The organism is Miniphocaeibacter massiliensis (assembly GCF_900232905.1).
Classification (GTDB): domain Bacteria; phylum Bacillota; class Clostridia; order Tissierellales; family Peptoniphilaceae; genus Miniphocaeibacter; species Miniphocaeibacter massiliensis.
Genome location: NZ_OCTQ01000003.1, coordinates 267974 through 290157, shown reverse-complemented (window position 1 = coordinate 290157; position 22184 = coordinate 267974). Strand labels below are relative to the sequence as shown.

The following is a 22184-nucleotide window of genomic DNA, read 5'->3' as shown; positions in this document are numbered from 1 at the left end:
TTCTTTTTTAGTTCCTGAAAAAATACAATTTCCATCATTTGACAAAATATGAATAAAATCAACAATCGGTAAAACTTCATCTACTTTATGTTCTACAATAATAATTGTTTTATAATCTTCTTTTAGTTTATTTACAATTGAAAAAGTATCTACTGTTGATTGTGGATCCATATTTGCTGTTGGTTCATCAAATATTATCATTTCTGGATTCAAGGCAATGGCACTTGCCATGGCAACTTTCTGTTTTTCTCCCCCAGATAATTTATTTAATTCTCTAGTTCTCAGTTCCTTAATATTAAACATATCTAAAAGTTCTTTAAGCCTTTTTTCCATTTTATCTCTTTCTATTCCTAAATTCTCCATTGGAAATACTAATTCATCTTCAACTGTATATGTTCAAAATGAAGAATCAAGATTTTGAAAAACTATGCCTATATCTTTTGCTCTTTTCTGTATATCATTTTTTAATATATCTACATTTTTATATATAAGCTCCCCTTCTACTTCTCCCAATATATCGTTTGGTATTATTCCTGAAAGTATATTTATGAATGTAGATTTTCCACTTCCAGAGTCACCTAATAAAAGATGTACTTCTCCCTTCTTTAAACTAATTTTTAAGTTCTTTAAAGTTTTTTCCACAGAGTTTTCATATCTAAAAGATAAATCATCAATAAGAAATTTATTGTCCTTATTTTCCATATGATAGCAATCCTACTTTTGATAGTGCTACTCTTATTAATTTAGAAAAGATAATCCCTAATATAAATGTACTTAGAAATCTTATAATAACTGTAATTATTTTAATGTTTAATGTTAATGCACCAAAAGAAAAAACAAAATAATCTCTTGTTGTAACAAATAAAACTATCAAAATACTAGCTATTAAATATGTCCAAATATTAATCTTTTTGTACTTATTCAAGTATAGAGCAACTTCCATTCCTAAACCTTGACAAATTCCTGCTACCATTATATGTATACCATAGGGATTACCAGTTAAAATATTAATTCCTGCAGCAAAAATTGCTCCTATTAAAGATACCATTGGTTTATTAAACAATACCCCTGGCAAAATTGCAGATAGTGCATAAATACCAAAAGTTGATGAAATTAATATCGGTCCCAATAAATTTGATAGTGGATTATACATACTGTCTAAAAATGTAAAAACCACTCCTATAACTCCACTCATCATTGCAATAATTACTAAATCTTTTGTTTTAAGTTTTCTATTTACTTCCTCCTAAGTGTTATTTTTGAAAAAAATTTAACATTCGTTTTTATAGATATGTTTCTTTCCAAATAACGATTTTATCATACTTGTTTTTATTTATCTAGTTTTTATATTCAATATTTTATGTTTATTGTATTTCAAAGTCTAAATAAAAAAACTAGCAACTGCCTCAAATACTACAGTTGTTAGTTTTTTATTAAATATATATTTAGCAATTTATTATCTATAGAAACTATCTAAACATTTCAACTCTGCTGAAACTGCATTCAGTACATTTTCTATAGCTTCTTCTGAACTTATATTGCTGTTTTCCATATCTTTTCTTGTTGAATATTCTACAATATTATCTATTGCACCTTTTCCAACAGTAATTCTCAATGGTATTCCTATTAAATCTCTATCGTTAAATTTAACCCCTGCTCTTTCTTTTCTATCATCTAATAATACTTCTATCCCTTTAAGTCTTAGAGTTTCATATAATTTTTCCCCAAGCTCAATTTGTGCTTCATCTTTAATATTAACAACTGTAACTATCACATGATATGGAGCTACAATTAAAGGCCAAATAATTCCTTTTTCATCATGATTTTGTTCTACTACTGCTGTTACTGATCTAGTTACTCCTATTCCATATGAACCCATGTAAAAATATTGTTCTTTTCCATTTTCGTCTAAATATTTTGCATCTAAGCTTTCTGAATATTTAGTTCCCAATTGGAATATATTTCCTACTTCTATTCCTCTAGCTGATTTTAATATAGAGCCAGTGTTAGGATCAATGTCGCCATCTTCTATCATTAAAATATCTTCTACTATCTCACCTGTAAAATCTTTTCCGTAATTTGCATTTTTATAATGTGTGTTTTCTTCATTTGCACCTATTACAACATTTTTCATCTTTGTAACTCTTGAATCTATAATCACTCTAACATCTTCTGGTATATTTGATGTAGGTCCTGTAAAACCTGGTGCTGAGTTTAGCGTTGAAATTATTTCTTCATCATTCATCATTTCTACTTCATGTTCTGGTGCTCCTAAATAACCTATAAGTTTTGCCATATTTAATTCTCTATCTCCTGGAATTATTACAAGAACTGGCTTTCCTTCAACTTTAAGATCAATGGCTTTAGCACAATGGCTTGCTTCAACTTTTAAATAGTTTGAAACTTCTTCTATAGTTTTACAGTTAGGCGTTAAAACTTTTTCTATATTTAATTCTTCTATATTACTTTCATCTATTGGATAGTAAACTTTAGCTTTTTCATCTGTTGCTGCAAAGTCACTATCTTCACTATAAAATATTACTCCTTCTCCAACATCAGAAAGTGCTATAAATTCATGAGAGCTATTACCTCCCATTGCTCCAGCATCACCTGCTACTATTTTGTAGTTTAATTTTAGCCTATCAAAAACTGATTCATATGCTCTCCACATATTCATGTATGCATCTTTCATAGTTTCTTCATTTGTGTCAAATGAATATGCATCTTTCATCAAAAATTCTCTAGCTCTATTTATACCAAATCTCGGTCTTTTTTCATCTCTATACTTTGTTTGTATTTGGTATATATTTAATGGCAGTTGTTTGTAACTTTTTATTTCTCCCTTTAGTAAAGTTGTAAAATACTCTTCTGCTGTTGGACCTAAACAAAATTCTCTAGAATTTCTATCTTTTAATTTAAACATCTCAGGTCCAAATGTTGCCCATCTTCCTGACTCTTCCCAAATCTCTCTTGGTTGTAATGCAGACATTAAAATCTCTTGAGCGCCAAAATTATCCATTTCTTCTCTTACAATATTTTCAATTTTTCTTACTACTCTATATCCAAGTGGTAAGTAAGAATAAATTCCTGCTGCTGATTTTCTAATCATTCCCGATCTTAATAGTAACTTATGACTAGCTATTTCTGCATCTGCTGGGTCTTCTCTTAACGTTGGCATATAATATTTCGACATTTTCATAATATTTTCCTCCTTGTATGCTTTTGTTATTATAATTTAATTAAATTTATTTTAATACTCTATTAATTCATTTATAAAGCATCGTGAATAAATGCAGTCAATTTCTACAAATTACTTACGTTCTTTGGAAATCTTTGCATTTGACCTACCATAAAAACAAGTTTTGGGTTAGGTCATAAAAAAAGTAGTCTATCACCAGAAGGCGAAAGACTACGCGGTACCACTTCAATTAATCATTAGATTATCTCTAAAGCTATAGGGCACAACCCTGTATGTTTTCATACATCTTCCAAGATAGGTTCATTAATCTAATTTAAAAGTTTTCACCAAACACTTTCTCTCTAAAAAATATCAATTAATTACTATTTCTTTTCAATAGAATAAATTGATTTTATCACAGCTAAATATTTTTGTAAACTTAGTATATCCTTTTAAATTTTATATTACTACTTATAGCTACAACCATTAAAATAATCCATCCAATTATTGTCCAACTTAGTAATATACTAAAAAAGAATAATGGCACTTTAGCATTTCCCTTACATACCAAAAATGGTGTAAACAAAAATATTAAAATTACTAATATTACAAGCTCTACAAATTTAGCATCTAACGTATAAATTTCTTCTGTTATGTTATTTGCTACAAATTCAATAACTGGATACCTTAATTCTGTATATAAAATCCATATTCCTATCGCTGCTATAATATTGTATAAAAAATTTCTTATTTTCTTCCAAGTTTTTCTTTTTTTCTTTATCTTTTCTAATTTTATATCATTTCCATTAATATAATCATCATATGATACTTCTTGTCTATAATTCTTCTCTTTTCTTCCTTCTGTTTCCATTCTTCTTTGAGAAGTTTTCTTTTGTTTTTCTTTTGATTTATTCTTCCTAATCTCATCGTATATTTTAAAATCCGAGCGTCTAAATTTACGTTCTTTAGTCTGATCTAAATCATCATCTATATCAAATTGATGTCTGTCTGTATTACTTATAGTATCTTCTGCTTTATTAAATTTAGGACTAAAATCTACTTCTTCCTCTTCTTCTAAATCTTCATCACTATCATACAGAAATTCACTAAAATCATAGTTATGCTCTTTTTCCGCTTCTTGTTGTTCTATTTCAAAATACTCAATTGAATTAGTTTCTTGTTTTTTTATATTTTCTTGTTCTTTTTTATATTCTTTAATACTATCACTAGTTGGTTTTCCACAAGATATGCAATAAAGATATTCTTCTTTTATTTCTTCGCCACAGTATTTGCAACGCATATTATCACCTTTTCTAAAATATATGAGTTATTATATCATAAAGAGACTTCTTCAATTAATACATTATATCTACGAATCTACTAAATACTATAATATTTTTTATAAATTACTCTTAACAAAAAAGAAATAAAACAATTTTTATAATGCTTGTTTTATTTCTTAAATTATTTAAAGTTTTCTATTGGAAATTCAAAAGTAAACTTACTACCTATTCCCATTTTACTTTCCAACTCTATTTTTCCATTGTGTATTAATGCAACATGCTTAACTATAGCAAGTCCTAGTCCAGTACCTGATTTTTTCCCTCTTGCTTTATCTACTACAAAAAATCTTTCAAATATTCTATTTTTGTCGCTCTCAGATATTCCTATTCCTGTATCTTCTATTTCTATTATGCAATTTCTGTTCTTTGAGTATAATTTTATTCCAACTATTCCATTTTCTTTGTTGTACTTTATTGAATTTGAAATTAAGTTGTTTACTAAATCTCTTATTTTACTTTTATCTGCATATACATATACATCTTCTATGTCTTTATAAATCCTTATATTTTTAGTTGAGGCTACATTTTCTATATTATTTACTAAATCTCTTACAAATTCTCCTATATTAAAATATTCAAATTCCACCTTTACTAAAGTTGGGTCATCATAACGTGAAAGTGTTATAATATCGTCTATTATTAATAAAAGCTTTCTAGAATCTTCTCCTATAGTTTTGGCGAATTTTTTTACATCATCTTCATCTCCTACGCCCATCTCTAATAACTCTGCATATCCTATTATTGATGTTAGTGGTGTTTTTAATTCATGAGTTACATTTGCAGTAAATTCTGTCCTTATTTTTTCAGATTCTTTATATTTTTCCATTGAATATATGCTAAGTTCTTTTTCTTCTTTTAATTTTTTAAGCATATTTTTTATTCTAGTATCATATTCTATATTTAAATTATCTTCGTTAAAAACTTCAGAAATTATTATATTAGTGATATCATCTACATCTATTTTTTTATCTGTCTTTCTCAATATTAAATAGTTAATTAAAAATGAAACTAATACACATAGCAAAATTAAAAAAATATACTTATACACAAATTCCTCTACTATTTCTCCACCAATAATTAATATCGGTGAAAATACAATTATTAAAGTTATAGTATAATTTATTATTAATTTTTGTAGTATTTTTTTATTATTTTGTTTCATATTTATCCCACTATTTTATATCCGACATTTCTAACTGTTACTATATAATCACTAGCATATTCTAATTTTTGTCTTAAAGTTCTAATGTGAACATCTACTGTTCTAGACTCTCCTTCATAATCAAATCCCCAAATTTTCTCAGTCAATTTTTGTCTAGTTAAGACTATATTTTTATTTTCAATTAAATATAGTAGTAGTTCAAATTCCTTATAAGTTAAATCTAATTTTTTATTATCTAATGTTACTATTCTTTGATCTATATTTACCTTTATATCTCTAAAAGAAATTTCTTTTTTTTCTATATCATTTTTTTTGACAGTTCTTCTCAAAACAGCTTTTATTCTAGATATAAGTTCCATTACTCCAAAAGGCTTAGTAACATAGTCATCCGCTCCCATGTCTAAGCCTCTTACTTTATCTATTTCTTCAGTTTTTGCTGTTAACATAATAATTGGAATTTCTTTTGTTTCAATACTATCCTTTAACTTATTTAAAATATCATATCCATCTTCATCTTCTAACATAATATCCAATAATATTAAATCTGGATGCGCTTTTAATATTTCTTTTTTTAATTCCTCATAATTAGTTAATCCAATACCTTGAAATCCACTATTATTTACTGCATAAACTACTAAATCCCTTATATTGTCTTCATCTTCTACTATATATATTTTTTTCATAGTACACCTAGTTGTCTTTATGTTCACCTGTTATTGAAAACTCAACCCATTCAGAGATATTTTCGGCATGGTCGCCTATTCTTTCTAAATATTTTGCTATCATTAAAACATCTGTTGCGTATTCTGGATTAGTCTCTGAACTTCTTAGTTCTTCCACAATATTATCGCGAATATTGTTAAAATACTCATCTACTTTGTCATCATGTTCACTTATATTATCTACTAATGACAAATCTCCAGTTACGAAACTCTTAATGCTTTCCTTAACCATTTCTATTGATAAAGATGCCATCTTCATAAGTTTGTCAAATGTTTCATCTTTAGTGAACTTTGGCATACTCATTGTTATTTCTGCTATATCAGCTGCCTGATCACCTATTCTTTCCATATCTGTTATCATTTTTAAAGCTGAAGATATTAGCCTCAAATCACTTGCTACGGGTTGTTGTTGTAGCAATAATTTTAAAGCTCTTTTTTCTATAGTTTTTTCCATTTCATCAACTTCATTATCACTATCTAAAATAACTTTTGCCTTTTCTTTATCTCTATGCTTAAATGCACTTATAGACTGAACAATCTTATCAGATACTAGTTCTCCCATTTCTGTAAGTTCATCATTTAATTTATCTAATTCTTTATCAAATTTATTTCTCATTTTTCCTCCTAACCAAAACGTCCTGTTATATAATCTTCTGTTCTTTTATCTGTAGGAAATGAAAATAACTTTTCTGTAGTATCAAACTCTACTAATTCCCCTAATAGAAAAAACCCTGTTTTATCTGAAACTCTTGTGGCTTGTTGCATATTATGAGTTACCATAACTATGGTATATTCTTTTTTTATAATCTCTAGTAAATCTTCTATCTTTGCTGTCGAAATAGGATCTAATGCTGAAGTTGGTTCATCCAATAGTATTACCTCTGGCTCTACAGCCATAGCTCTTGCTATGCAAATTCTTTGTTGCTGTCCCCCAGATAAAGCTAATGCCGATTTTTTTAAATTATCCTTAACTTCATTCCAAATAGCACCTTGCTTTAATGATTTCTCTACTATTTCATCTAAAGTCCTCTTGTCTTTTATACCATGAGTCCTTGGTCCATAAGCTATATTATCATAAATAGACATTGGGAATGGATTTGGTTTTTGAAAAACCATACCTACTTTCTTCCTTAAATCATATACATCTGTTTCATCAAAAATCTCTTTTCCATCTAAGTATATATTACCATCTTTCTTAAAAGATAAAACTAAATCATTCATTCTATTTAAACTTTTTAGTAATGTGGACTTACCACAACCTGATGGCCCTATAAAGGCTGTTACTTCATTTTTTTCTATATTCATATTTATATCTTTTATGGCATGAAATTCTCCATAATAAGAGTTAAAATTTTTTATTTCTATTTTACTCATCTATATTATCCTTCCCCAATTTTTTAGCTAACTTTGTTGATAAAAAGTTAATTATAAGTACTACTACAAGTAGTATAACTCCAGTTGCATAAGCTTGATCTACATTTATACCTTCACTAGATAGTGCATACATATGCAATGCCAAAGTTCTTCCACCACTTGCTTCTCCTATTAATTTCGAAGGAACTTCGGCTACTGTTCCTGAAGTATATATAAGAGCAGCCGTTTCTCCAATAATTCTACCAATCCCCAAAATAACTCCTGCTAAAATACCAGGCATTGCAGATGGAATAACTATTTTTAAAATAGTTCTAACTTTTCCAGCACCAAGACCATAGCTTGCATCTCTCAAAGATTGTGGTATAGCAATCAATGCTTCCTCTGTACTTCTCATTATAAGTGGGAGTATCATTATAGAAACTGTCATTGCTCCAGCTAGTATACTCATATTCCATTTTAAGTAAATTACAAAAAACAACATACCAAAAAGTCCATATACAATTGATGGTATTCCTGACAAAGTATCTGCTGTAATTCTAACCATATTTACTATTTTACTTTTTTGATTTGCATATTCTACCAAGTAAATAGCAGTTAAAATACCTAATGGAACCGCTGCTAGTAAAGCCAATAAAACCATTATTAGTGTATTTATAATTGCTGGCATCATAGATAAATTTTCACTTGTATATTTAAAGCTAAATAAAGACGGCGCTAAATGTGGAACACCCTTTATTAGTATGAAAAAAATTATAAAAAACAATGATAAAAATGTTAGTCCTGCAAAGAAAAATATCAAACCTTTTAAAATTTTACTACTAGTTTTCATTTGATTTTCTCCTTTTACTTATTACAAAAGCTATATTTATCAACAATATAAACACAAAAAGCACAGCTCCTGTTGCAATTAGTGCCTCTCTGTGTAAATCGGCGGCATAACCCATTTCTAGTACTATGTTCATAGTCATAGTTCTTACACCTCTAAATAAGCCTCTTGGAAGTCTAGCTTGTCCTCCAGCAACAAGTATAACTGCCATAGTTTCTCCTATTGCTCTTCCTATTCCAAGTATTACTGATGAAATTATCCCTGACTTTGCCGCTGGTAAAACAACAGTAAAAATAGCCCTCTCTTTTGTTGCTCCTAGAGCTACTGCACCTTCATAAAAACTTTTTGGCACCGCTCTTATTGCAGCTTCTGAAAGGGATATTATTGTTGGAAGTATCATTATTCCAAGTATTATTATTGCCGATAACATAGTAAGTCCTGTTTTTCCTATAACGGAACCTACTATTGGAACTATTACTATTAACCCAAAAAAACCATAAATAATAGATGGTATTCCAGCCATTAAATTTACTCCAGCTGATAAAAATGAATATATTTTCTTTGGACAATATTTAGCCATAAATACAGCTGTAAATATTCCTATTGGCACTCCTATTATTATAGCTCCTAGTGTTACATATACACTAGATAGTATCATTGGTAAAATCCCAAATTTTGCAGGATTTGATGTTGGAGACCAGGTAGTTCCTAAAAGGAACTCCTTTACTCCAATTTCTTTTATTGCTGGTACTCCATTAAGAAAAATGAATAAGCATATAACTATTACTGCTGCTATAGATGCAAATGTAGATATTAAAGCTATGCTTTTAAAAGATTTTTCTTTGAAGTAAAATATTTTTTTACTTTTTTCTGTTTCCAATTATTCTCACCTACTATTTAGATATTTCTTCCCAACTAGTTACTTCACCTGAATATATTTTTTTAATGTCTTCTAATTTTAAATCATTTGCTTCATTTGATTTATTGGCTATAACGGCAATTCCATCTAGTGCTATCACTGTATCTTTTAAGCCCTTTTCGCTATCTTTTAATTCTCTTGAAACCATTCCTATTTGAGCTATACCATCATTTACAGATTGTATTCCAGATGTTGAATCTGACAAGTTAACTTGAATTTTAACCTTAGGATTGACCTTTTTATATCCTTCAACTAATTTTTCCATTACTGGTGTAACAGATGATGAACCTGCAATAGCAATGTTTCCTTCTGAATTATCTGACTTAAATTCTTTAGCATCTTCTACAGATTTTATATATCCTGAATCTTCTACAATTTTTTGACCTTCAGTACTTAATATAAAGTTTATAAAATCTTGTGTAGCTGGTTCAACTTTTTCATCTGTAACTATATTGAATGGTCTTGAAATCTTATAACTACCATTTGATACATTCTCACCATTAGCTTCCACGCCTTCAACTTTTAGAGCTTTAACTTTATCCCCTAATGAACCTAAAGAAATGTATCCTATTGAATTTTCGTCTTTTTCTATTGCCGTCATTACTGCTTCTGTATTATTTTGTATTACTGCTTCTTTAGTTGTAATATCATTTTTATCCTTATCAACTATTCCTACCAATTCTACAAAAGCTGATCTTGTACCAGAGCCTTCTTCTCTTGAAATAACTGTCATCTCTTTTTCTGAACTTCCACAAGCTGTTAATAATGTAAGTAATCCCAAACTAATTGTTAATTTTTTTATAATTTTTTTCATAATTTCCTCCTGTATTTTAATTTCACTTACATAGTATTATAACTTTGTTAAATAAAAAGATTATATATGTAAAATTTATGTTAAATTAATTAATAAAAAAAGAATAATAGTAATACTATTATTCTCTAATAACCTATTTATAAATTTTTACTTGATAACCAAGCCTTAAAAGTTTCTCCTGTTTTGGCACTTTTAATAGTTCCATAGCACCAGATTCTATCACCATCGTATTTTATCTTTTCCACCACTATAGTTCCGCCTTTTGCAATTGTAGTAATAACTTCACTATCTAGCTTAGCCTCTTCCCTAATATTTGCCTTTCCAGTTTTTATCTCAAAAGTTTTACCTACCCAATCTTTAGGATTTTCAGGTAATTCAGATACTAGTTCATCATATTCTTCTTTATCATCATCTTCTTCAACTGCCGTTCCATTTAAAGAGTCCAATAATTCTTGAGCCTTTTGACTATTTTCAACTATACTTATATAATCGTTCAAGATTGAAGAAGCTAAATAGGTATTATCGTCTTGTATTGCCTCTTCTACCTCTAATAAAATTTTATTTTCTACAATTTCTAGTTGTTTTTGAGCCTTCTCATAAAAAACCTTATCCTTCTCATCTACTTTTTTGAAATATTTAATAGCACTTATATACTCTTTTTTTTCAATTTTTGACATTCCTAATTCATATTGTCTTGAACCTTTAATAATTAATTCCACTTCTTCTTGTTTTTTCTTATACTTTTTTTCTCCAGTTTTTGACACTAATTTAGAATAAATTGTGCTTGCAGAGTTATAATCTTCTTCTTGCATATATTCATTTGCCTCTTTTTCCAAATTACTAACTGTAGATTTATTAATGGCAAATGACAATACAAGAGCAATCATAATTGCCAATACTATAGCGCCAATGGCAATAATCATTCTATTTAAATTATTACTCAACATATTACACCTTCCGTAAAGTATATTCTTTTAACATAAGTATAATATACTACAAATTATTGATTATTGTAAATAACAATATCTTCTCTCACTTAGAATATCTTTTGTACCATTACCTTATTAAACAATTCTTCAATTTTATTTCTCTTGGCCAAATCTTTAGAAAATGCTGTAGCTGTAGCAGCTGCCATTGCAACTTTAAACGATTCTTCTAAATTTGCTGTCCTTATATATGTAGATATAAATCCAGCTATCATAGAATCTCTTACACCTTCGGTTCTAACCTCTGTTCCTTCTATACCTTCTCCTCTAAATGCATGTTCACCACTAAATAGATAAGCTCCATTTTCTCCAACAGATATTATGGCATGTTTAGCTCCCATTTCTATTATCTTAAACCCATATTTCAATATTAAATCTTGTGAATTTATTTCTACTTTAAACATTTTTTCTACATCCGAAATATTTGGTTTTATTAATAATGGTTTATACTTTAAAAATTCTTTTAATTTTTCTGGTTCTGCATCTATTACAAATTCTGATTTATTTGCTTTACATATATGGATAAGTCTATCTATCAATTCATCATCTACTGATGGTGGCAAAGAGCCTGTAATTATAACAGTATCGCCTTCCTCAACTCTTGACATGAAATACAGAAATTCTGTTACTTCATTTATAGATACATTTGGTCCTCGACCATTTATAATAATTCCCTGATTAAGCAGCTTTATATTTATTCTTGTTTCGTCATCAATCTCTATAAAAGATGTTTTTATATCTTCCATCTCTAGCCATTCTTTTATAAATTCTCCTGTGTATCCCCCTATAAACCCCGTCGCAACTGATGGCATTCCAAGTCTTCTAAGTACTCTTGCAACATTTATAGCCTTTCCTCCTGGAACTCTTAAATCATTATTCATTCTATTTGTTTTATTTTTTTCCAAATTATTTACTTCTACTAGCAAATCCATAGAAGGATTTATTGTAACAGTATAAATCATATCCGCTCCTTTACATTACACCTTGTAACAATGATATAATTGGTGCAGCTATTAAAAATGAAGCTATTTCAGCTAATATAACACCTAATAGTATAGACATTGTAACCTTAGAGTACTTTTCCTCTTTTATTCTATCTATTATCATAGTTTCTATAATATAAGTTTTTAATATTATAGAAATAAATGTTACAACTCCGCCTTTTATCGTGAATTTATTTGAAAGTATCATATCCATACTTGCTATATGCCCAAAAATTACAAATATAATTAAATTAACAGCAGATATTATCACAGTAGACAATAATACAACAGATTTTATTGTACTCTTATCTAAATTTTTTATATAATTAAAATTTAATATTTTTAAAGACAGGTATGGTCCCAATGCTGTAACTAATAAATTCACAATAGTAACTAATAATATAAAAGCAAATTTTAAAATATTTGTTCCTATTTTTCCATCTTGAAAATTTGCACTCAATCTAATAATCAACGGTATGAAAATAGTTAATGCTGTAAATATTATTAAGTAGTCTTTGTATTTATTTTTTTCTAAAATTAAATCTTGAAGAAATTTCCTTATCTTAGCGTGAATTATATTCTGACTTGACTTAATTTTTAAAATTACCTTATTTTTAAATTGAGATATATTCTTTATATATTCTTTTCTAGTTATAGTTTTTTTGTCATCATAATTATTATCTTTATTTTCTCCTTCAAAATAATTTATTTTTTCTTCAAATTCTAAATCTTCTATTTCTTCAATATCTTGACTATTTTTTATGGTAGATTTTATATCTTCAAAATTTACACCATCTTTATCATAAACAACTTCTTCGTTTTTTATATTTTCTACTGGAGAATCACCTATATTTTTCTTGTAATTATCATTTCCTACAAATAAATCTTCTAATTTATTTTCTTTTATTTTTTCTTCAAATTCTAAATCTTCCATTTCTTCTTTGGGCTCATCTTTAAACGAATTATCAAAGAACTCTTTTATATTAAATCCACACATGGGACAAAATTTAGATTTTTCTGGTATCTTTTTTCCACAATTTGGGCAAAACATTATATCACTCCCTTATGAAATATATTATATCATAGCATTTTAATATATCCCTGAAGTTAGATTTTTTGTAACAATAAAAAATGTACCACTAAAGTCATAGTGATACATCTTTTATTCTTTTAAACTCATAGTATTTGTAATAAAATCTATTTTTTTCATCATATCTTTCTTTAGATATTTTAACTATTTCAAAGTCTTTATCTTCAAAAATATTAGGTATATATGTGTCCACATTTGTATATGCTTTATCAACAATTGTAATTAATGCTCTATCTATACTTGACCATAAATTTTTTATTAAATTACCACCACCAATTAGAAATTCTTCTTTTTCATTTTTAGGATTTATTTCTTGAAGTTTTCTTTGAAGATTTCCAATTGAATCTACTACTATTCCAGTACTTGTTTCTATATTTTTGCTAGATAATATTATATTTATTCTTTCTGGTAATTCCTTAGAATTAGGCAGTGCTTCAAAAGTTCCTCTCCCCATTATTATAATATTATTAGTGGTTAATTCCTTAAATCTATTTAAATCATCACTTATATAAAAGAGCATATCTCCATTTATTCCAATCCCAAAATTTTTATCTGCAGCTACTATAAGTGTCAATTTCATTGTAAATCAAATGTTCCTTTTTTAGAGTTATCTATTATTTTTGTAAGTCTTTCCATAGCTCCTTCTTCACGCCAGTCAAACTCTTCATCCATTATTCTTATAACAGTGTATCCATTTTTAGCACAAATAATATCTGTTAAACTATCTTTCAAAGCTGTTGGAAGCTCTACAGTAGAAGTTTCTTTTATTTCTCCACATTTTTCTATCCAATATTCTAATGGATATCCAAGTTTTATATTTTCAGGATAATTTTCTAATGTTTTCTTTCTTGAATCAGTAAATTTCCCTCTTCCGTCATATACAAATATTATTTTACTATCTTTGTTGAAAGCTGTAATCATTATATCTTTTTTTAGATTTTTTAGTTCGTCTATTGAATATCTATTATCAAAAACTTCCAATATTTTTAGTAAATCTTCATCTTTTGAAATGTCATATTCAATAAAATCCAATCTTTGGTTATAGTCTACATCACCCTCGAAATATATCCTAATGGACTTCTTCAATGCTTCAATTTGTACTTTTTCTTCTTCCCTTCTTACAAAAATACTTGTAACCATTCTATATCTTACCTCTATCTATTTGTATTTCCTATTTAAAATTCTAGCTATATGAATACCACTTGCTGAGGCTTGTGATAGTGAATGTGTTACACCTGAGCCATCTCCTACGCAATACATTCCTTTTACACTAGTTTCTAAATTCTCGCTTACTTCTACCCTAGAATTGTAGAATTTAACCTCTACACCATAAAGTAATGTATCTTCATTAGCCATTCCTGGTGCAATTTTATCTAAAGCATAAATCATCTCAATAATATCGTCTAACTGTCTTTTTGGAATTACTAAAGATAAATCTCCAGCTGTCGCTTTTAATGTTGGTCTAGTAAAGCATTTTTTCATTCTTCTTTCGCTAGATCTTCTTCCTTTTATTAAATCTCCAAATCTTTGTAAAAGAACTCCTCCACCAAGCATATTAGATAATTTAGCTATGGATTCTCCATATTCATTTGAATCTCTAAATGGCTCTGTAAAAGTATTTGATACAAGAAGTGCAAAGTTAGTATTTTCAGATTGAAGTTCTGGGTCTGCATATGCATGACCATTAACTGTTATTATTCCATTAGTATTTTCTGCTACAACTTCTCCATAAGGGTTCATACAAAAAGTTCTCACTAAATCATTGTATTGTTGTGTTTGATATACTATCTTACTTTCATATACTTCATCTGTAATATGTTTAAATACTTCTGCTGGTACCTCTACTCTAACTCCTATATCAACCTTGTTACTTTGTAAATTTACATTTTCTTGTTCACATATTTTCGATATCCACTTAGAACCCGATCTTCCTGCTGAAAGAATTAAATCTTTACAAGTGTAACTTTCACCTTTATCTGTTGTAATAGTGAATATATCATCTTTCTTTTCAACAGTATCCACTGTTGTTCTCCAAATCATCTCAACTTTATCTTCTATATAACTACACATTTTTTTAAGAATTTCTATGTTTCTATCTGTTCCAAAATGTCTAACTTTTGCATCTAATAAATGTAAATTATTTTGTAAAGCAACAGTTTTTAGGTTAGTTGAAGCTGTTGAATAAAGTTTAGACTCTTGTCCATCAAAGTCGCATAAAACAGAATCTACATATTCCATTAACTCTATAGCTTCTTCATTACCAACAAAATTGTGTAAATCCCCTCCAAAATTATTTGTTATATTATATTTTCCATCCGATAATGTACCTGCACCACCAAATCCATTCATTATATTACATGGCACACAACTAATGCAATTTGGTACTTTCCCTGTCTTTATAGGGCATATTCTCTTTTCAATAGGATTTCCTGAATCTATCATTAATATTTTTGCATCAATATTTAATTTCGTAAATTCATAAGAAGCAAATACCCCACTAGCTCCTGCTCCAACTATAATAATGTCATAATCTTTATTCATAATCCCCCTCCAATAAAACCCATAATATTATATATGCTTTACATTATAAACACAAGCTTTACAACCATTTCTTTCTCCTAAAAAACAAAACCATAATTAAAACTATAATTATCGATATTAACCAAAATATTGGATAAGCATATTTCCATGTTAGGCTATCCATATGTTTAAAATTCATACCAAATACGCCTGTTATAAATGTAATAGGCAAAAATATCGTAGACCATACAGTTAGAACTGTTGTTATTTGATTAGTCTTTTCTCCCACTCTATTATTTATGGTATCTATTATAGTAGTTGTTAAATCCTTATAAACTTCTATATTTTCTGTAATAGTTTCGATATCATCATTTAAATCTCTATAATAGTACTTACCTTCTTCTCTCCTGTTATTTTCTCCTGCTTCATAAATATATTTTATAATGCTCTTAATAGGTGTAATATATTTATTCATATAAATCATATTTCTTCGTAGAAGGTATAGTTCATCAATTATATCATATTTATAATCCTTAATAAGTCGAATATCAAGTTTATCAACTTCTTCTTCCAAAACTCCAAAATTATCATAGTAATTATCTACCAATTTTTCCATAATTGCAAAATTTAATTTATTTGTTGTATTATCTATATTTACCTTATTAATATACAAATTATTTATTAAATCATAAAATATATCTACCTCGCTATTACTAAGAGTTATTATTAATTTATCCTTTAATATTACATAAATATCATCATAATGTATTAATTTTTTTACCGAATCTTCAAGTTTAATAGGATGCAAAATTATAAATTCAAAGTTATCAAATCTTTCTAGTTTTGTTCTTTTTGAACCATCTACTATATCTTCAATTGCTAAAGGATGAACCTTGAATTTGTCTTCCAAATCTTTTGCATAATCTTTAAAAGAATTATCTTTTATGTCTATCCAACAATTAAAATATTTTCTTTCCTCTATATTGTCAATATTTAACATTTCTATAGTTTCATACTTTTCATTGTTAAAATATGTAACTTTTATCTGTTTATTTCTCATTTTTCCTACTCTTTCATATAATTTCTAAAATATTAAGCAATTTTAATTAATACCTTACTATAATATAGTATAATAGATTTTGATATTATTTAATTGAATTTTGTATTGTTATAAAAAAATAATCACTTTCTATACTGTTGAGGAGATTTTAATGGCTGGTTTTTCTTTTTTGTTTTTACTATTTATAACGTATAGTATCTTAGGTTGGATCGTTGAAAGTATTTACTGTTCACTATATGAAAAAAAGGTTGTAAACAGGGGGTTTTTAATTGGTCCTTACTGTCCTATATATGGTGCCGCAGCAATATTAATAATAATTGCATTATCAGATTTCAAAAATAAAATTTTAATTTTATTTTTTCTTAGTACACTATTATGTGGTTTTTTAGAATATATTACGAGTATTATTCTGGAAAAAGTTTTTAAACTATCATTATGGGACTATAGTAAAGAAAAATTAAACATAAAAGGAAGAATATGCCTAAAAAATCTATTAATGTTTGGATTTTTATCTGTTTTTCTTGTAGAACTTGTACATCCCTTTTTTGAAAAATTATATTCTAATATTCCTTACTATATATTTATTATTATATTTGTGTTGACTTCATTACTTTTTATTGCAGATATTATATTTACATCTATTGCTGTTTTTGACATTACAAATTTAGCCAATAAAACTTTTAATTTAAATGAACTTAGTTTAGCTAGAAGTAGAATTACTGATAATATTCTTCAAGATATAGAAAGCAAAGCTGAAAAGATAAAGTTTGAATTAAAAGATAAAAAAGAGAAAGGAAAGGTTACTATTAATTTTATTCATAGAAGATTTATTAAAGCTTTCCCTAATATAAAATCATTAAACCCCAATGAATCTTTTGAAATACTAAAAAATATAATAAACAAATATAGAAAATAATATTTTTGTATTTTAATTTTACAATACAATTCTTTATACTTAATTTGTAAATATCCTTACGATATAGTATTATTAAAATATTCTAAACATGAATTGGAGATTGTTAAATGCTTAAAAATATATATGTAATTTATGGTGGTGTTAGTGTTGAACATGAAATTTCACTTCTAAGTGCTACCAATGTTATTAATAGCTTAGATAGAAAAAAATATAATGTTTTCCCTGTATACGTTACTAAAAGTGGAACTTGGATTCCTTTTGGAAAATGTGATAATAAAATAAAAAATTATAAAGATTTAGTAATACATCCTATAGAAAATGAAAGTATTGCTAAATCTTTAAGTAATTTCTTATCCAACTACTATGTTGATTCTGATAATAATATATTTTTCCCTATAATACATGGAACTTATGGTGAAGATGGAGTTTTACAGGGATTACTTGAAATTTTGGATATACCTTATGTTGGAAATGGAGTTTTATCTTCTGCTCTTTGTATGGATAAGGCTATAACCAATCAACTATTTGAAGAAAATAATATTCCTCAAGCAAAATATAAAATTTTATTAAAAGAATATTATGACATAAATGACAAGAATAATATTTTAAATATTATAAGTTATTTAGGTCTTCCTATATATGTAAAGCCATGTAATGCAGGTTCTTCTATAGGTGTTACATGCGTTAAAAATGAAGAAGATATTTTTGATGCTATCGACTTAGCTTTCAAATATGATTCAAAAATTTTACTTGAAGAAGCTATTGTTGGTGACGAATTACAAGTTTCTGTTATAGGTAACGAAAATCCTATAGCATCTCTACCAGGAATTTCAAGAGTTCAACAAGAATTTTATAATTATGAAGGTAAATATTTTGATGACAATACAGTTCATATAGTTCCTTTTGAATTAAAAGAAGGAGAAACTGAAAAAGTTCAAAATTTAGCTAAAAAAGTATATACTACCTGTAACTGTTCTGGGCTTGCTAGAGTAGATATTTTCTTAAGAGACAGAGATAGAGAAATGCTAGTAAACGAGATAAATACCTCTCCTGGTATGACTAATCATTCTATGACCACTATGTTATGGAAAGTAACAGATAATGTATCTTTCCCTGAGTTATTGGATAGATTAGTTGACTATGCTATTGATAAATATAATAAAAAGAAAACATTAATTAAGGAAATTTAAATATGATTGAAAAAAGTTTAAGTGAAATAGCCCATTTATGTGATGGAGAGCTATTTAATATATCGGATTCTAATATTTTTGTAAGCGGAGTATCTACTGACTCAAGAACCATAGAGAAAAATAATTTATTTATACCATTAATAGGACCTAATTTTGATGGTCATGAATATGCTTTTAAAGCTTTGGAAGATGGTGCCTCTGCAATTCTATGGGAGAAAAAAAGATTTTTACCTCGTAATGACTTACCTGTTATTTTAGTTGAGGATACTTATAAAGCCTTTATTACTCTAGCAAAAAATTACAGAAATTCTTTAGACTGTAAAATTATTGCTATAACAGGTTCTAATGGAAAAACAACAACTAAAGATATTCTTGCAAGTATTTTAAAAGAAAAATTCAAAGTACAAAAAACTCAAAAAAATTTTAATAATGAAATAGGTCTTCCTATGACACTATTATCTCTAGATAGTGATTGTGAAGTAGCAGTGCTTGAAATGGGAACTGAAAATTTCGGGGAAATATCTTTTTTAACTAATTTAGCTAAACCTGACATGGCATTAATCACTAATATAGGAGATGCTCATTTATTAACTTTAAAAACCAGAGCAAATATAGCTAGAGCAAAACTAGAAATACTTGAAGGTTTACCTAAAAATGGAATATATTTCTACAATGGTGATGATCTTAATTTAAGAAACATATCTAAAGAATTCGAGTTGCCTGAAAGAACTTTTACTTATGGTGTAAACGAAAATAATGATTTTATAATAGAACCTTTGAGTTATGATGGTTCAGGTGTTACTTTTAATTTAGAAGATCACATCTACACTATACCTCTTTTAGGAAATCATCAAATTTATAATGGTGCTGTTTCCATTATAATTGCAGAATTTTTTGGACTTGATTATTCAACAATAGCTAAAGGTTTAAAGTCTATTGATTTAACTGGAATGAGAAATGAATTAATTCAATTAAAAGATTTTGATATTTTAAATGATAGCTATAAATCAAATCCTCAAAGTTTAGACTCATGTCTAGAAACAATATACACTTTAGAAGATTATGATAGAAAAATCACTATTATAGGAGATATGCTAGAACTTGGTGACAACGAAATTTCAATACATGAAAATGTTGGGAAAAATTTAAACCCCGATAAAATAGATTATCTTTTTACCATTGGGGATTTAGCTAGCAACATCTATGATTCTGCTAAAGATAACTTTCCTCAAGATCATGCATTTCATTTCTCAAGTAGAGACGAACTTATTAGAAGTGTAGCTAAATGTATTGTACCAAATACTCTAATAATGATAAAAGCTTCCAGAGCTATGCACCTTGAATACATAGTAGATGCATTAAAAGAATATTCTAGAGTATGATAGTATATGTAGATGCTGATAGTTGTCCTGTTATTAAAGAAATAATTTCAATTTCAAAAAACTATAAACTTAAAGTCATTCTAGTTAAGGATTATAATCATACTTTCAATATAAATGAAGAAAATGTTGACATAGTTACTATTGAACAAGGAAATGATTCAGCTGATTTATATATTTTAAGCAAATTATCTAAAAATGATATTTTAATTACTAATGATATGGGACTTGCATCTATCGCTTTAAGTAAGAATTCATATGTCCTAAATTTTTATGGTAAAGAAATAAATAATTTTAATATAGATCAACTACTTTTTGAAAGACATATTAATAAAGTTAATAGAAGAAATAATATTTATAGTAGTAAATTTAAAAAAAGGGTAACTAATGATAATTTAAATTTCAAAAACAATTTAATAAAATTAATAAAAACAGCTACTTCAAAATAGCTGTTTTTTTGTATTAAGAATTATATTTTTTTAAATCTACCATATTTTCTTGTTTTGCTATTATAGTACTACAAACTGCATCTCCTGTAATATTAATAGCTGTTCTACTCATGTCTAATATTCTATCTATTCCCATAATTAAAGCTATTCCTTCTGTTGGTAAACCTACAGAACTCAATACCATGGTTAATGTTACAAGCCCTACAGATGGTATTCCTGCAGTTCCTACAGATGCAAGTGTTGCTGCAAGTATAACAGTTCCATAGTCAGCTAAAGTAAGTGGTATTCCATAGGCCTGCGATATGAACACGACTGCAACTCCTTGCATAATTGCAGTTCCATCCATATTTATAGTTGCACCTAATGGTATTGTAAATGATGATACCTTCTTGGATATTCCCATATCTGCTAATTTATTTATGTTTAATGGTATAGTAGCGTTTGAACTTGCTGTTGAAAATGCAAATCCCATAACTGGAAAAAATTTCTTCAAAAATTTAAATGGATTCACCTTTGCTAAAACGAATAATAATAACATATACACTAAAAATAGTTGAGCTCCAAGACCAGCTATTACTGAAAACATATACTTAAACATAGGTAACATAGCACTTAGACCAAGTCCTGCGAATGTTCTAGTAATTAAGGCAAATACACCTATTGGCGCAAGTTTCATTACCATCATTGTCATTTCCATCATTATATTGTTAAGTTCTACCATAAAGTTTGCTGTAGTTTTTGCCTTTTCTCCAAGTTTAGCTAAAATAATTCCTATCACTAGTGCAAAAACTATTATTTGTAACATTTCTCCATTGGCAAGAGAAGAAATAGGATTTGTTGGTATTATATTTAATATCGTATCTACCATACTAGTTTTTTCGACAACTTCTTTTGCAGCTGCTGTTGGTAGTGTTAATTTTAAATTTGTTCCTGGATTTATTATATTGGATACTCCTAAAGCTATTGCTATTGCAAGTGATGTCGTTGTTAAATAAAACGCCATAGATTTTATCCCAATTTTACCAAGTTTTGTAGTATCCCCCATACTCATACTACCTGTTACTAAAGATGCAAATACTAATGGTACTACAAGCATTTGCATTGCCCTAATAAATCCTTGTCCTACTATAAACAGTACACCTTCAACAATATATTTTTGTATAAAATCAGTATTAAATTTCCAGTTTATTATCGATCCTAATATAGCACCAACTAATAAACCTATAAAGATTTTACTCGTCAGTCCCATTTTTTTCTTTTTTTGTTCTGTCAT

22 protein-coding genes, 1 pseudogene and 1 other annotated feature are annotated in these 22184 nt (G+C 27.6%); of the genes and pseudogenes, 4 read left to right on the top strand and 19 right to left on the bottom strand.

The window, feature by feature from the left end; translation table 11 throughout:
- Positions 1-186: 186 nt before the first annotated feature.
- From CS899_RS11080 to CS899_RS07575, 18 genes and pseudogenes are all read right to left on the bottom strand, one after another.
- Positions 187-702 (bottom strand): annotated as a pseudogene (locus CS899_RS11080) (ABC transporter ATP-binding protein); the annotation flags it as partial.
- The gene (locus tag CS899_RS07655; RefSeq protein ID WP_277985536.1) at positions 692-1207 is read right to left on the bottom strand and encodes an ECF transporter S component; all 516 of its coding nucleotides are present in this window, start codon (positions 1205-1207) and stop codon (positions 692-694) included. The pseudogene CS899_RS11080 and the gene CS899_RS07655, both read right to left, overlap by 11 nt.
- A 249-nt stretch (positions 1208-1456) precedes the next feature.
- Positions 1457-3199, bottom strand: coding sequence for a proline--tRNA ligase (locus CS899_RS07650; protein WP_100065598.1), 1743 nt, complete (start codon positions 3197-3199; stop codon positions 1457-1459).
- A 195-nt stretch (positions 3200-3394) separates the two neighbouring features.
- Positions 3395-3584: a binding site (T-box leader), on the bottom strand.
- 33 nt (positions 3585-3617) lie between these two features.
- Positions 3618-4478 (bottom strand): superinfection immunity protein, encoded by an 861-nt coding sequence (locus CS899_RS07645; protein WP_100065597.1) that lies wholly within the window; start codon positions 4476-4478, stop codon positions 3618-3620.
- Positions 4479-4642: 164 nt separating this feature from the next.
- Positions 4643-5683 carry a sensor histidine kinase gene (locus CS899_RS07640; protein WP_100065596.1) on the bottom strand — a complete coding sequence of 347 codons (1041 nt, stop codon included), beginning with the start codon at positions 5681-5683 and terminating at the stop codon, positions 4643-4645.
- A gap of 2 nt (positions 5684-5685) precedes the next feature.
- Complete coding sequence (locus CS899_RS07635) at positions 5686-6366, bottom strand: response regulator transcription factor (RefSeq protein ID WP_100065595.1); 681 nt, start codon at positions 6364-6366, stop codon at positions 5686-5688.
- A 7-nt stretch (positions 6367-6373) separates the two neighbouring features.
- Positions 6374-7021 carry a phosphate signaling complex protein PhoU gene (phoU, locus tag CS899_RS07630; protein WP_100065594.1) on the bottom strand — a complete coding sequence of 216 codons (648 nt, stop codon included), beginning with the start codon at positions 7019-7021 and terminating at the stop codon, positions 6374-6376.
- 8 nt (positions 7022-7029) lie between these two features.
- On the bottom strand, positions 7030-7779 hold the full coding sequence (pstB, locus tag CS899_RS07625; protein WP_100065593.1) for a phosphate ABC transporter ATP-binding protein PstB: 750 nt from the start codon (positions 7777-7779) through the stop codon (positions 7030-7032).
- The gene (pstA, locus tag CS899_RS07620; RefSeq protein WP_100065592.1) at positions 7772-8608 is read right to left on the bottom strand and encodes a phosphate ABC transporter permease PstA; all 837 of its coding nucleotides are present in this window, start codon (positions 8606-8608) and stop codon (positions 7772-7774) included. Before pstA ends, pstB begins: the two co-directional genes overlap by 8 nt.
- Positions 8598-9485 (bottom strand): phosphate ABC transporter permease subunit PstC, encoded by an 888-nt coding sequence (gene pstC, locus CS899_RS07615; RefSeq protein ID WP_242491888.1) that lies wholly within the window; start codon positions 9483-9485, stop codon positions 8598-8600. The genes pstA and pstC overlap by 11 nt, the downstream gene beginning before the upstream one ends.
- 13 nt (positions 9486-9498) lie before the next feature.
- Positions 9499-10338 (bottom strand): substrate-binding domain-containing protein, encoded by an 840-nt coding sequence (locus CS899_RS07610; RefSeq protein WP_100065591.1) that lies wholly within the window; start codon positions 10336-10338, stop codon positions 9499-9501.
- Positions 10339-10475: 137 nt separating this feature from the next.
- Complete coding sequence (locus CS899_RS07605; RefSeq protein ID WP_129582291.1) at positions 10476-11282, bottom strand: SH3 domain-containing protein; 807 nt, start codon at positions 11280-11282, stop codon at positions 10476-10478.
- Between the two features lie 92 nt (positions 11283-11374).
- Positions 11375-12286: a 1-phosphofructokinase family hexose kinase gene (locus tag CS899_RS07600; RefSeq protein ID WP_100065589.1), complete on the bottom strand. Its 912-nt coding sequence runs from the start codon at positions 12284-12286 to the stop codon at positions 11375-11377.
- A 10-nt stretch (positions 12287-12296) separates the two neighbouring features.
- Positions 12297-13358: a zinc ribbon domain-containing protein gene (locus tag CS899_RS07595; protein WP_100065588.1), complete on the bottom strand. Its 1062-nt coding sequence runs from the start codon at positions 13356-13358 to the stop codon at positions 12297-12299.
- A gap of 94 nt (positions 13359-13452) precedes the next feature.
- Positions 13453-13977 carry a dihydrofolate reductase gene (locus CS899_RS07590; RefSeq protein WP_100065587.1) on the bottom strand — a complete coding sequence of 175 codons (525 nt, stop codon included), beginning with the start codon at positions 13975-13977 and terminating at the stop codon, positions 13453-13455.
- Positions 13974-14537, bottom strand: coding sequence for a hypothetical protein (locus CS899_RS07585; RefSeq protein WP_100065586.1), 564 nt, complete (start codon positions 14535-14537; stop codon positions 13974-13976). The genes CS899_RS07590 and CS899_RS07585 overlap by 4 nt, the downstream gene beginning before the upstream one ends.
- A gap of 18 nt (positions 14538-14555) precedes the next feature.
- Positions 14556-15938, bottom strand: a complete 1383-nt coding sequence (locus CS899_RS07580) for an NAD(P)/FAD-dependent oxidoreductase (RefSeq protein ID WP_100065585.1) — start codon at positions 15936-15938, stop codon at positions 14556-14558.
- Positions 15939-15996: 58 nt separating this feature from the next.
- On the bottom strand, positions 15997-16977 hold the full coding sequence (locus CS899_RS07575) for a magnesium transporter CorA family protein (RefSeq protein ID WP_100065584.1): 981 nt from the start codon (positions 16975-16977) through the stop codon (positions 15997-15999).
- 151 nt (positions 16978-17128) lie between these two features.
- Here CS899_RS07575 and CS899_RS07570 point away from each other — a divergent pair, with 151 nt between their 5' ends.
- From CS899_RS07570 to CS899_RS07555, 4 genes are all read left to right on the top strand, one after another.
- Complete coding sequence (locus CS899_RS07570; protein WP_100065583.1) at positions 17129-17893, top strand: putative ABC transporter permease; 765 nt, start codon at positions 17129-17131, stop codon at positions 17891-17893.
- A gap of 107 nt (positions 17894-18000) precedes the next feature.
- A complete protein-coding gene (locus tag CS899_RS07565) occupies positions 18001-19083 on the top strand; it encodes a D-alanine--D-alanine ligase family protein (protein ID WP_100065582.1) in 1083 nt (360 codons plus the stop codon).
- A 2-nt stretch (positions 19084-19085) separates the two neighbouring features.
- Positions 19086-20465, top strand: a complete 1380-nt coding sequence (locus tag CS899_RS07560) for a UDP-N-acetylmuramoyl-tripeptide--D-alanyl-D-alanine ligase (protein ID WP_100065581.1) — start codon at positions 19086-19088, stop codon at positions 20463-20465.
- A complete protein-coding gene (locus CS899_RS07555) occupies positions 20462-20911 on the top strand; it encodes a YaiI/YqxD family protein (protein WP_100065580.1) in 450 nt (149 codons plus the stop codon). Before CS899_RS07560 ends, CS899_RS07555 begins: the two co-directional genes overlap by 4 nt.
- Positions 20912-20924: 13 nt before the next feature.
- Here CS899_RS07555 and CS899_RS07550 read toward each other — a convergent pair whose 3' ends face one another.
- Positions 20925-22184 carry a dicarboxylate/amino acid:cation symporter gene (locus tag CS899_RS07550; RefSeq protein ID WP_100065579.1) on the bottom strand — a complete coding sequence of 420 codons (1260 nt, stop codon included), beginning with the start codon at positions 22182-22184 and terminating at the stop codon, positions 20925-20927.